This is a genomic window from Polynucleobacter sp. AP-Nino-20-G2, from assembly GCF_018688235.1.
In the GTDB taxonomy this organism is placed as follows: domain Bacteria; phylum Pseudomonadota; class Gammaproteobacteria; order Burkholderiales; family Burkholderiaceae; genus Polynucleobacter.
Genome location: NZ_CP061313.1, coordinates 347,031 through 358,718, shown reverse-complemented (window position 1 = coordinate 358,718; position 11,688 = coordinate 347,031). Strand labels below are relative to the sequence as shown.

At 46.4% G+C, this 11,688-nt stretch carries 12 protein-coding genes; 3 read left to right on the top strand and 9 right to left on the bottom strand.

The annotated features are described in order from the left end of the window. Positions 1-31: 31 nt before the first annotated feature. Positions 32-565, top strand: coding sequence for a DUF2889 domain-containing protein (locus tag FD960_RS01970; protein WP_215299480.1), 534 nt, complete (start codon positions 32-34; stop codon positions 563-565). 13 nt (positions 566-578) lie between these two features. On the opposite strand, the gene FD960_RS01965 is transcribed toward FD960_RS01970, so the two are convergent. From FD960_RS01965 to FD960_RS01935, 7 genes are all read right to left on the bottom strand, one after another. Continuing rightward, entirely contained in the window at positions 579-1,349 is a 771-nt protein-coding gene (locus tag FD960_RS01965) for an SDR family oxidoreductase (protein ID WP_215299479.1), read from the bottom strand. Positions 1,350-1,423: 74 nt separating this feature from the next. Continuing rightward, on the bottom strand, positions 1,424-2,362 hold the full coding sequence (locus FD960_RS01960) for an MBL fold metallo-hydrolase (protein ID WP_215299478.1): 939 nt from the start codon (positions 2,360-2,362) through the stop codon (positions 1,424-1,426). A gap of 1 nt (position 2,363) precedes the next feature. Beyond that, positions 2,364-2,885, bottom strand: coding sequence for a lipocalin family protein (locus tag FD960_RS01955; protein WP_215299477.1), 522 nt, complete (start codon positions 2,883-2,885; stop codon positions 2,364-2,366). Between the two features lie 61 nt (positions 2,886-2,946). Then, on the bottom strand, positions 2,947-3,543 hold the full coding sequence (gene msrQ / locus FD960_RS01950; protein ID WP_215299476.1) for a protein-methionine-sulfoxide reductase heme-binding subunit MsrQ: 597 nt from the start codon (positions 3,541-3,543) through the stop codon (positions 2,947-2,949). Between the two features lie 31 nt (positions 3,544-3,574). Continuing rightward, on the bottom strand, positions 3,575-4,537 hold the full coding sequence (gene msrP / locus FD960_RS01945) for a protein-methionine-sulfoxide reductase catalytic subunit MsrP (RefSeq protein WP_215299475.1): 963 nt from the start codon (positions 4,535-4,537) through the stop codon (positions 3,575-3,577). 40 nt (positions 4,538-4,577) lie between these two features. After that, positions 4,578-4,745, bottom strand: coding sequence for a hypothetical protein (locus FD960_RS01940; protein ID WP_215299474.1), 168 nt, complete (start codon positions 4,743-4,745; stop codon positions 4,578-4,580). 277 nt (positions 4,746-5,022) lie between these two features. Continuing rightward, positions 5,023-7,260 carry an NADP-dependent isocitrate dehydrogenase gene (locus FD960_RS01935; RefSeq protein WP_215299473.1) on the bottom strand — a complete coding sequence of 746 codons (2,238 nt, stop codon included), beginning with the start codon at positions 7,258-7,260 and terminating at the stop codon, positions 5,023-5,025. A gap of 250 nt (positions 7,261-7,510) precedes the next feature. Between FD960_RS01935 and FD960_RS01930 the strand changes: the two genes are divergently transcribed. Further along, complete coding sequence (locus FD960_RS01930; RefSeq protein ID WP_215299472.1) at positions 7,511-8,701, top strand: MFS transporter; 1,191 nt, start codon at positions 7,511-7,513, stop codon at positions 8,699-8,701. Here FD960_RS01930 and FD960_RS01925 read toward each other — a convergent pair. Continuing rightward, positions 8,669-9,685: a DUF6352 family protein gene (locus FD960_RS01925; RefSeq protein ID WP_215299471.1), complete on the bottom strand. Its 1,017-nt coding sequence runs from the start codon at positions 9,683-9,685 to the stop codon at positions 8,669-8,671. The genes FD960_RS01930 and FD960_RS01925 overlap by 33 nt on opposite strands. Positions 9,686-9,760: 75 nt before the next feature. Here FD960_RS01925 and FD960_RS01920 point away from each other — a divergent pair, with 75 nt between their 5' ends. After that, positions 9,761-10,108, top strand: a complete 348-nt coding sequence (locus FD960_RS01920; protein WP_215299470.1) for an FKBP-type peptidyl-prolyl cis-trans isomerase — start codon at positions 9,761-9,763, stop codon at positions 10,106-10,108. Positions 10,109-10,185: 77 nt separating this feature from the next. Here FD960_RS01920 and FD960_RS01915 read toward each other — a convergent pair whose 3' ends face one another. Then, positions 10,186-11,169 (bottom strand): lytic transglycosylase domain-containing protein, encoded by a 984-nt coding sequence (locus FD960_RS01915; RefSeq protein ID WP_215299469.1) that lies wholly within the window; start codon positions 11,167-11,169, stop codon positions 10,186-10,188. Positions 11,170-11,688 lie beyond the last annotated feature (519 nt).

Sequence of the window (11,688 nt, the reverse complement as noted above, 5' to 3'; positions counted from 1 at the left end):
ATAGATAATCACTCTTCAAATATCCTCGCTTATGCTTTCTACACCAGCACCAAGAACCCCTCTGCACACCCGAGAAATTACTTTTCAAGGCTATGCGCGTCAGGATGGCCTTTGGGATATTGAAGCGCACCTGAGAGACTTTAAATCCACTCCCTTCACAACTGGTGCAAGCACTTGGGAACCTGGTGAGGCGTTTCATGACATGTGGGTGCGACTTACCCTCAACAATGAATTAGTGATTCAAGCTATTGAAGTGGTAATGGATCGCCACCCACATCCCGAATGCCCTGAGGTCATTCCGCCAATGGACTCACTGATTGGCACTCGAATCGGTAAGGGATGGCGCAAGACTATTCATGAGCATCTTGGCGGACTGAAAGGCTGTACACATTTACGGGAACTGCTTGCGAATATCGCGACTGCGGCATTCCAATCCATCCCCGGAGCCCTATTCGACCCCGATGAAAATAAACCGCCCTTATATTTGGGAACCTGTAAATCTTGGGATTTTGATGGCCCAGTAGTAATGCGCCACTATCCCAAGTTTTACAAATGGAAAGCTTAAAAGCTACCCTGTATTAGAGTTCTCCACGGTGAACGTTGAAAGCATTAAACGCTTGCTGCACCGGCATTAATTCCACTAAATTAATATTCATATGGCTGGGTAAGTTTGCCGACCAGAAAATAGCTTCCGCAACATCATCGGCACTCAGTGCAGTAACACCGCTGTAAACCTTCCCTGCCTTGTCATCATCGCCCTTAAAGCGCACATTTGAAAACTCAGTTCCTGAACACATACCAGGCTCGACACAGGTCACACGCACCGGCGTACCAATCAGGTCAGCCCTCAGATTCAAACTAAATTGCTGAACGAATGCTTTGGTGCCGCCATAGACGTTACCGCCCGGATAAGGATAGTTAGCCGCTACGGAACCTAAATTAATAATGTGTCCACGCTTACGCTCCACCATACCTGGCAAGAAGGCGCGCGTCATATGCACCAGACCCTTGATATTGGTATCAATCATTTTGTCCCAATCTGACAGGAATGCTTGATGTGCCGGCTCCAGACCTAAGGCTAAGCCGGCGTTATTCACTAACACACTGACTTGAGAAAACTCTGGCGGCAAAGTACCCGCGAGATGGTCGACTTTTTCGCTATCGCAAACGTCTACCGACAATGTCAGCAGACGCTGTTGTTGGTCCTCAGGTAGCGAGGATTTAAGAGCTTCTAAACGCTCCACCCTTCTGCCCAAAGCAATCACTTGATGGCCGTTGGCTAAAAAGCGTCTGGCTGTCGCCTCTCCAAATCCAGCGGTTGCGCCGGTCACTAAAACGGTATGTTTCATATTTCTCTTCACTGGTTAAATACATTAGTACTGCAATATTAAACGCTTGCCAAATAATGTGATGAACGCATTACTCAATCCACATTCATCAAATAACCCTGCTCGATCTTTGCCGCATTGGACTTCAGCAAAGATTGGGGCAACCACTCTTGAAATTCCTCCGCACTCATATTCAGTTGCTTCATGATGTTTCTGAGGACTGGCGTCTGACTCATCCACAAATGCACACTAGATAAATCCTTGCTACGCCACTCTAGCAACTTGTACTTCAACAATACTTTGGCGCCGTGACGAGCGTTACGATCCGCATCACTTGAGAGATAGTCCAGTCTGGAACGTGCGGTATCAATCGCTTTATTTACATCGGTAAAGGGCTTGCCATGCCCGGGAATAACCAAGGAGACTGGTAATTTCTCAATCAAATCCAAAGTGCGAGCCACTTCCTCAAAGCCCGTCTCACCCCATAGCTCTGGGAAGATGACGCCAAACCCCTCCTCCCACAAGGCATCGGCAGATATTAAGATCCGATGCTCGGCCTGATACAGCATGATGGAATGGTTATCGTGACCTGGGGCAGCCAGGATTTGCCAGTGATACCGGCCTAATAAAACCTCTTCACCAGCGATGAGCAAGCCTTGGTAGGCAAATGGAGGGCAGTCTTGTCCCAATTGCTGAAAGCTCAGCAATGCTTCATTCCAGGACTCCACCGCAAGCGCTTCGGCAGCAGGAATCAAAATCTCACAATGGTACTTTTCAGACAGCGCTGCGTTGCCACCACAATGATCCGAATGCAAATGGGTATTGACTACTTTATGAAGACCGTCCAAGTCATGTTTTTTGAGGGCATTGGATACCAGGTCAAGAGTGAGTTGCCGGTGAGTACAGTAGCCACTATCTACCAGAGAAACATCCTCATCGCCATATAAGAAGATATTGTTTGCAGATAGCCAGCCTCTTTCGAAAATCTCTATTCCGGGAGGAAGCAAAAAATCGGCAATACGCTTTTCTGTCATACTAGTTTTTCTGTGCAGTGATCTCAAGTTTACGCACATCAAATTGTTGCTGTTTTAATCGCTGCAATAACGCACCGTACACCTTGGGATCTAGCTGGGGTGTTCTTGACAGAACCCAGAGGTACTCTCTTTTAGGATCACTTACAGCAGCCACTTGATATTGTGAATCTAAGTCAATTACCCAGTAATCACCCCAGACTAAGGGTAAGAATGAAAGCCACTCCGGGGCGAAGCGCACCTCCAGTTTGGGCGAGTCTTTAGATCCAATCTGTCGAGCTAAGCCTTCTGCCTCGGAGGTTTCGCCATTGGCTGTTTGGCAACTATTCAATACTCGGACATGGCCATCGGGCTTTGCCAAATACTCCGCCTTAGTATTGCCAACACATTTCTTCTGAAACCAATTAGGAAACTTGGCGATTTCATACCAGGTTCCCATATAGCGCGGCACATCCAAACTCGCAATCGTCTTTACAGCTTGCGTCTCATTCGTTTGAGACAAAACACTAGCAGGGCTTATTGCCATCAAGACGAAGCACAAGCTTGAAATGATGGAATAAAAAGATCTAGAAAATATGATCATTGAATCAGGTCTTTTTTTGATGAGATAGGTGCTGCAAAATGTTACGTACATAAGAAAGCCTACAGCATAATAAAGTGGCAAGGACTGCGGCATAAATACTGACTGTACCCACATCATTTTTAGCAGCCTTATGCCACCAGTAGTGAAGAATTGCCGTACACGCCACAATATAAATCAGTCGATGTAATACGGCCCAGCGACGCCCCAAGCGCTTTTGCGCCCAATGATTTGAAGTAAGAGCCAAAGGGGTTAGCAACACCAGGCTAGCAAACCCCATGGTGATAAATGGTCGTTTTGCCACATCCTTCAACATCGCCACCACATCAATATTTTGATCTAACCATAGCCAAATACCGAAATGCATACTGGCATAGAAGAAAGTAAACAAACCCAGCATGCGGCGATACCGAATCCACACCACAGCGCCAGTCAATAAACGGAGCGGGGTCATCGCCAGGGTTAGACATAAAAACACCAATGCCCAAGTGCCGGTAGAGCGCGTAATAAATTCAATAGGATTTGCGCCTAAGCCATCAGTAAGGCCAAGCCAAATCAGTCGATCTAGCGGCAAAAGCCCGAAAAGAAAAACAATGACCTTCATCGAAATGACTTCATGAGTGCAAGCAATTCAATTAATAGTATTTTTTCAAATCCATGCCGGCATACATGCTGGCTACTTGATCGGCATAGCCATTGAACATTTGGGTTTTAATCTTCGGCGCAAAGACTCCCTTAGAGTCTCCAATACGTCGCTCGGTAGCCTGGCTCCAACGCGGGTGGTCTACCAGCGGATTGACATTGGAGTAAAAGCCGTACTCCCTCGAATCAAACTGACTCCAACTTGTCTTAGGCATTTCTTCTGTCAACCGAATTTTGACGATCGACTTCGCGCTTTTAAAGCCATACTTCCATGGCACCACAATCCGCACTGGTGCACCGTTTTGCTTTGGCAATACTTCTCCGTAAAGACCAAAGGTCAGCAGCGTCAGGGGATTCATGGCCTCGTCTAGTCGGAGTCCTTCACGATAAGGCCACTCAATAATTTGACTCTTCAAACCCGGCATTTGCTTGCGATCTGCCAAGGAAATAAATTCCACATACTTTGCAGAGCCAAGCGGTTGAACATGATTTAATAACTTTGATAAAGAATAACCATCCCATGGAATCACCATCGACCAACCTTCAACACAGCGCATACGATAAATACGCTCTTCCATTGGTGCCAGCTTCAATAGCGCATCAATGTCCAAAGTCACTGGCTTTTTAACCAGACCTTCAATCGTGACTGTCCACGGACGGGTTTGCAAGCTATCCGCATAAGCGGCGGGATCAGACTTATCTGTACCGAACTCATAAAAATTATTGTAGCCAGTGACATATTTATAACTAGTTGGATCATCTTTGACCATCAAGCTCGGATTTGGCGTTGCCGCTAATGCTTGCGGGCTGGCAGCTAATGCCTCACGGGAGAACCATGGTCCGAGAGCCATGCCAAATGCTCCGGCTGCCGCGGATTTGATGAGCTCTCGGCGAGACTCAAATACGGCCTTTGGGGTAATTTCACTGGACAGCAAACTTTGGTTTTTATTACGCATCGAATAAGCTCTTTTGGCAGATGGTGTGTCACGATTTCAATTACAACCATTCTCCTACTGTTGGAGATTTATTGCTGAAGCTAAAAGGGTTAATAGGGTTAAATCCAATATCTCCAGCACCTATGTAGGGGTCAAATGGGGTTTTATCCCCTTGTGAGACCAATATGGCATGGATTTTGTCTGCTTGCGCTATTTTCTTATTGAGCATATTTAAAAGTCGCCATGGGGTGCTATTGCAACCTCGACCGCGAAACCTCTTTCATGGTTTTTAGGCCTGCTTATCCCTTCCTTTATGGAGGGCTCTCTCTCGGGAATGCTGCTAGCCATACTGCTGGTCTATCGACCGCAATGGGTCAGCACCTACCAGGAAGATCAGTATATGAATGCCTAAGGGGAAGCAGTCCTTGTTGGCAAGGAGTAGGCGGAAATGCAAAAAAGGCAAACCATCTGGTTTGCCTTTTGATTGAAACACACTTCTATATTACTTAAGCAACGCGAGCAGCCTTCAAGATCTCATTGAAAGTCGCGCTTGGGCGCATGACTGCCTTGCACTTTTCTGGATCAGCAACAAAGTAGCCACCAATATCAGCAGGCTTGCCCTGAACCGCTTTAAGCTCAGCAGTAATCTTCTGCTCATTGTCTGTCAATGCTTTAGCAATCGGAGCAAAGTGCGCCTGCAACTCTTTGTCTTCAGATTGCGCAGCCAAAGCTTCGGCCCAGTACATAGCCAAGTAGAACTGGCTACCACGGTTATCCAATTCGCCAGTACGTGGTGAAGGTGACTTATTGTTATCCAATAGCTTACCAGTTGCTTCATCCAAAGTGCGAGCCAGAATCTTCACTTTTGGATTGCCGGTTTTGTCGCCAATATCTTCCAGAGATACCGCCAAAGCCAAGAACTCACCCAGTGAATCCCAACGTAAATGATTTTCTTCTACCAGCTGCTGAACATGCTTAGGAGCTGAACCACCAGCACCAGTTTCAAACAAGCCGCCACCAGCCATCAATGGCACGATAGACAACATCTTCGCACTAGTACCGAGCTCCATGATTGGGAACAAATCGGTGAGGTAGTCACGCAAAATATTGCCGGTTACCGAGATCGTGTCTTTGCCGCGAATGACGCGCTCTAAGGTAAAGCGCATTGCACGTGTTTGGGACATGATCTGAATATCCACACCCTCTAAGTCGTAATCTTTTAGGTAAGTTTTTACCTTCTTGATCAACTCAGCCTCATGCGGGCGGTACTCATCCAGCCAGAATACCGCTGGAGTATTAGAAAGACGTGCACGGTTAACAGCTAACTTGACCCAGTCACGAATCGGTGCATCTTTTACCTGACACATGCGCCAGATATCACCCTCTTCGACATTCTGCTCTAACAACACAGTACCGTCATCAGCAACGATACGAGCAACGCCAGCCTCAGGGATTTCAAAAGTTTTATCGTGTGAACCGTATTCCTCTGCTTGCTGAGCCATCAAGCCTACGTTTGGCACAGTACCCATCGTTGTTGGGTCGAAATTACCATGCGTCTTACAGAAGTTAATCATCTCTTGATAAATACGCGCGAAGGTACTTTCTGGAATCACCGCTTTAGTATCGTGCAAGCGACCATCGGCGCCCCACATTTTTCCGCCAACGCGAATCATGGCGGGCATAGATGCGTCAACGATCACATCGCTTGGTGAATGCAAGTTGGTAATCCCTTTAGCAGAGTCGACCATCGCCAATGCAGGACGGTGCTCATGACAAGCATGCAAATCTTGAATAATTTCTTCGCGCTTAGATTCTGGCAAGGTTTTAATCTTGTCGTACAAGCTGCTCATACCGTTGTTTGGGTTAACACCCAACTCTTCAAACAACTTAGCATGCTTAGCAAATGCATCTTTGTAGAAAATCTTTACAGCGTGGCCAAACACGATTGGGTGTGAGACCTTCATCATGGTTGCCTTCACGTGCAAGGACAACATCATGCCGGTTTTATAAGCATCTTCGATTTCTTTTTCGTAGAACTCGCAAAGCGCTTTTTTGCTCATGTACATGCTGTCGATAATTTCACCAGCAAGCAAAGAGACTTTAGGCTTTAGGATAATTGTCTTGCCGCTCTTCGTCACCAAATCCATCTTGACATCGCATGCCTTGGTCATCGTCATTGACTTCTCACCAGCATAGAAGTCGCCGCCATGCATATGAGATACGTGCGTACGGGAGGCTTGGCTCCACTCGCCCATGGAATGGGGGTTCTTGCGTGCATAACGCTTTACCGCATTCGGTGCGCGACGATCAGAGTTACCTTCACGCAATACGGGATTTACCGCGCTACCCAAGCACTTGGAATAGCGAGCACGGATTGCTTTTTCAGCGTCGTTCTTCGGATCGTCTGGAAAGTCAGGAATCTTGTAACCCTTAGCTTGCAATTCTTTAATGGCTGCAAGCAACTGAGGAACGGATGCGCTGATATTAGGCAACTTAATAATGTTGGTGTCTGGCAACAAAGTCATGCGGCCCAATTCAGCCAAATTATCAGGAACTTTCTGCTCTGCAGTAAGGCAATCAGAGAACTCTGACAAGATACGTGCCGCAACAGAAATGTCGCTCTTCACAATGTCTACTCCAGCCGGAGCTGTAAAAGTGCGAATGATTGGCAAAAATGCACAGGTCGCCAATAAAGGCGCTTCATCTGTCAGCGTGTAAATGATCTTTGATTTCTCTGAAGCCATTGATGTTTCCTCAATATTGATAAATTGTTAGGCTCGGACTTTGCCGAGACACTCTCGCATTCCGTGCGCCACACTCAGGCGCTTTTGGCTGCCTTTTGATGTCATTTCACGCACCGGACCGAGTTTTCCATTTTAAATCATCGACCCTAGCCATTTAAGGCGATTTGGGCACCAAAGTGGCTTTAGAGGGTCAATTTAAGGGATTCCACCAAGGCAATATTTATCTCCAATACACCGTAAACTGCGATACATGACCAGCAAGCACCCTCTACTCAATAAAAACCTGGTGCTACTGATCCTGTGCCAGGGCTTATTTCTGACGAATAACGTCACTTTTATCGCCATCAATGGTCTTGTTGGTCTCAGTCTAAGCCCAGTAGCTTGGATGGCTACCTTACCTGTAATGGGCTATGTAGTTGGGGGCGCTTTCTCCACCTCCATCGTCGCTAAATCGCAAAACTACTTTGGGCGCAAGATCTCATTTCAGCTAGGCCTCCTGGTGGCTGTATTTTCAGCATTGCTATGCGCCTACGCTGCAATCTCTCGAAACTTCTGGCTCCTAGTCCTAGGCACATTTATTGCCGGTTATTACAGCGCCAATGGACAGCTCTATCGATTTGCCGCCGCCGAGCTAACAGTTGCCAGCCAAAGGGATAAGGCAGTTTCTTGGGTATTGGCCGGAGGAATTTTGGGGGCGGTGATTGGTCCAAACTTGGCGTCCTGGACTAAGAATCTCTTTGAAACGGCATTTTTAGGCGCCTACCTCACCCTATCCATTGCCGGTGTTATTGGAATCATCGTGATGCAGTGCATTCACTTCCCCGAGGAATTTAAAACCCATCACTCGCTTTCAGATGGTCGCGATCTCAAAACGATCTTGCGTCAACCCGTCTTTATGGTTGCCGTTATTGGCGCTTCGCTTGGATATGGTGTCATGAATTTATTAATGGCAGCCACTCCGCTGGCGATGCAAATTTGTGGACTCCCGTTTTCCGATACAGCTCTGGTATTGGAGTGGCACGTGATCGGCATGTTTGCGCCAGGATTTTTTACTGGCTCGCTAATACAACGATTTGGCGCCCTCAAAATGATGGGTGTTGGTGTTGCTCTTAATTTGTTCTGTATTGCAATTGCTTTAACGGGTGTGGATTTTCATCAATTCTTAATCGCGCTATTTTTACTAGGCGTCGGTTGGAACTTTTTATTTACTAGCTCTACTTCTTTAGCAATGACCGCCTATCGCCCTGAAGAGCGAGACAAAGCGCAGGCAGCCATTAACTTCTTCGTCTTTGGCACTATGGCATTCACTTCTTTTGGCTCCGGCGCCTTAATCACTTCTCAAGGTTGGGACATTCTCAATCTGGGTTCGTTGATACCTGTGTTTGTCACTGCAGCAGCACTGCTTTGGTTAAGAGGCTTTCGCCAGCGGCAAGTTAAATAAGAGATTTTGGGGTTTGAGCTTTAACTGTTTCTCATCATTCATTGCAATGCCCATGTATACCGGCTTACCCGCTTGAGCTGATGAGACGGCCGCCTCATCGATAAAGTCCAAACGAAATAAGCAAATGATTTTTTCCAAATCATCCGCATCAACAGGCTCTTTGTTATAGAGCTTATTCAGAATATCTGTCGCTGTCGCATCAAGACCAACATGCCATGACCATTTCGGATCAGTAATTTGCTGCATGGGAGTAATGCGCACTTCAATGCCCAAAAAGTGGCTTACCCACTTCTCGAGCACGCGGCAGAAATGATTGATGGGAGGCTGACCAAAATTGAGCTGCACCGCAAAGTCATAATCTTCATTCTTGTCCCAATAGAGTTCTGCATTCTCTTCGTGCAAGACATCCAAATCGATTGAGCGCATTGCCATCGACTTCCCTTTGAGAAGATCCATGATGTTGCCAGTCTCACCAGCCTGCGCATTACGAGCAACAACCTCATCGTCAGCGCCCATCACGACACCTTCATCGAGGACGCTAATCTTTTGCGTTCTAAAAAATAGTTCACCCATACGTGCATCGAGTGGATGGCAGTCTTCACCCAAAATATGTCGAATAAATATTTGCGCCAGTCCAGAGATAAATAAAGGTGGCACATCCACACCATCCCCCTTAAATAAGCTCATATAAAAATTCTCTAGAGAGCTCGCTGCCAATAGTTTGGCTCGGTACCTCAACCAAACTTGATAGTTCGCTTGAATATCCGCATCTAACATCGCAGCAATCTCAGCCTCGGCAATCACTACGCGCGGATCAGCCATTAAACGCTGATGCAAGCTGCGCTCCGCATCACAAGATTCAGGAACGAGATTTAACTCTGGCCGAAGTAAATAGGTTCGTAAAAAATCATCTGTAAGCAACAATTGATTGTCAGAACCTACGTCAAGGGTTTTATAAGCTGAATGAGGCCAGAAGTTTGTCATTTAGATTCACGGAAACAAAAAGATAAGGCTCAGAATATACTAGCCCTTCAATTTCAGCCAAAGAGGAAGAGAAGCATGAGTGAACTTAAAAAAATCGATACCGTTGTAGGTGATGGCAAAGAGGCAGCAGCTGGCAATCATGTGGATGTCCATTACACCGGCTGGTTATACGATGAGAACGCGCCCGATCATAAGGGTCAAAAATTTGATAGCTCTTTAGACCGCGGTCAGCTGTTTAGCTTTCCACTGGGTGCTGGCCATGTGATTAAGGGCTGGGATCAAGGTGTAGCGGGAATGAAAATTGGCGGCAAGCGCACCCTCATCATCCCTTCTGAAATGGGCTATGGTCCGCGTGGCGCTGGTGGCGTCATCCCACCAAACGCAACTCTAGTATTTGATGTGGAATTGCATGGTGTAAATTAATTTCTGCTGACTAATGCCCAGAAAGAACAAGGCCACTCATTGAGTGGCCTTCATTTTTTGAGATGCAGCTCGACCGCTTAAGAACGTAAATCTTTCCCGTTCATAGTGAGTTTGTTGGATGAGGTTGTTTGGCACAAACCAATGATGCGATTTCTTTCGGCCATCACCTTATCGGTATAGCCGCCATCATTATCTGCATTGCCAGCACCCACATAGAATTTCAAGCCATTACGCAATGAACCGCTGGTGGCAATCAGATACTTCAATATGTAAGCACCAACCCGAATATTGACCTCAGGCTTTACCGCATCCGTTGCACCGCCATACAAAGCATATTTATCTTTGTGAATGGAGGTCATCACTTGCATCAAACCTTCTGCGCCAGCCTGACTCTTAGTCAATGGATTGAAATTCGACTCAACGGAGATCACCGCCAATAGCAGAACTGGATCAATATTGACCTCTTTGGCGATCAACACGGTATTGGAGACATACTCTTCAATCTTTGCGCGGTCGAGCTTGTACTTCTTCTCAAAGAAATCGGCCACAGCGCGTTGGTTTTGAACTGAGACCATCAACTTGGAGTCGAGCGCTTGAGGATCGATTTTCGATACTGGGATGCGATCTGATAGATGGGAGATGGGCTTAACCTGTGCGTTGGCGACAGAAGGCATTAATAAGGCAACTGTTTGCTGCTGAGCGCTCACCAAGCCCGTCTTGGGAGCGGGTGCGGGCTTGCCATAAATCACGGTGGCGATCTCTTTATCGGCCGCCACTCTTGGCTGCTCTTCTTGATATTGGTCGAGCATTCCAAAGCCGTTTTGCCAAACGATCTGACGAGCCTCATCCGGAACCAACACACGGGCCAAGTCGAAAGCGCCAGCTTGAGTACCGTTGCCGGATAACCAAAGTCCAACAATCATGAAAACGCTGACAATCAGTAAGCCATTTAAGACCCGATAGACGGGTGATAAGGCATGGGCCAATAGCGCCTTGCCGCTAGCCGTTGCTGGCTGCGCTTGTTGCAAGTCACTCGAATTGGCTGAAAAACATTTAATCATTCATTGTGTTGCGGGACCCCACCAAACCAAACTTCTGATTTATGCTGCACCGCAATAAGTAAAAAAACATGAGCCATCCTAAGAAGGTTCTTATATCAAGTCAAGAATAAAGAAAGTCATTTCGATAACTTTTACATCTCGAAATAGTTGATCCCCCTGTTCACCTTCATTCAATTTCAATTTATGTGTTTAATTTCAATAACTTATATAAGTTAGTAAGTGCTAATTTCACACTATAAAAAAGGGACGAAAAACGGACTTTTTTGCTATTTTTAAGAATTAAAAAGCTAGCTTGCCCCATACATCTAGTACCGAGGAACTTCTTTTTTTCTACCGGTAGTGATGTCGAGACAGTCAGGACGCTGTAATCTGCGATCCATTTCATTGATAAAAATTGGCATTGAATTGCAGCGTGTATTGCTTGTAAACCCCTATAAATGCTAGCTATAGGGCTAACTTTTTTCCTGTTAGCGCCCTTTTATTCTTCAAGCGAGTATTTAAAAACGCTTTGCGAAATTA

Bases quoted from the DNA above. Each gene is read 5' to 3' on its own strand.
- FD960_RS01970 (WP_215299480.1), top strand. From the start codon at position 32: ATGCTTTCTACACCAGCACCAAGAACCCCTCTGCACACCCGAGAAATT.
- FD960_RS01965 (WP_215299479.1), bottom strand. From the start codon at position 1,349: ATGAAACATACCGTTTTAGTGACCGGCGCAACCGCTGGATTTGGAGAG.
- FD960_RS01960 (WP_215299478.1), bottom strand. From the start codon at position 2,362: ATGACAGAAAAGCGTATTGCCGATTTTTTGCTTCCTCCCGGAATAGAG.
- FD960_RS01955 (WP_215299477.1), bottom strand. From the start codon at position 2,885: ATGGCAATAAGCCCTGCTAGTGTTTTGTCTCAAACGAATGAGACGCAA.
- msrQ (WP_215299476.1), bottom strand. From the start codon at position 3,543: ATGAAGGTCATTGTTTTTCTTTTCGGGCTTTTGCCGCTAGATCGACTG.
- msrP (WP_215299475.1), bottom strand. From the start codon at position 4,537: ATGCGTAATAAAAACCAAAGTTTGCTGTCCAGTGAAATTACCCCAAAG.
- FD960_RS01940 (WP_215299474.1), bottom strand. From the start codon at position 4,745: ATGCTCAATAAGAAAATAGCGCAAGCAGACAAAATCCATGCCATATTG.
- FD960_RS01935 (WP_215299473.1), bottom strand. From the start codon at position 7,260: ATGGCTTCAGAGAAATCAAAGATCATTTACACGCTGACAGATGAAGCG.
- FD960_RS01930 (WP_215299472.1), top strand. From the start codon at position 7,511: ATGACCAGCAAGCACCCTCTACTCAATAAAAACCTGGTGCTACTGATC.
- FD960_RS01925 (WP_215299471.1), bottom strand. From the start codon at position 9,685: ATGACAAACTTCTGGCCTCATTCAGCTTATAAAACCCTTGACGTAGGT.
- FD960_RS01920 (WP_215299470.1), top strand. From the start codon at position 9,761: ATGAGTGAACTTAAAAAAATCGATACCGTTGTAGGTGATGGCAAAGAG.
- FD960_RS01915 (WP_215299469.1), bottom strand. From the start codon at position 11,169: ATGATTAAATGTTTTTCAGCCAATTCGAGTGACTTGCAACAAGCGCAG.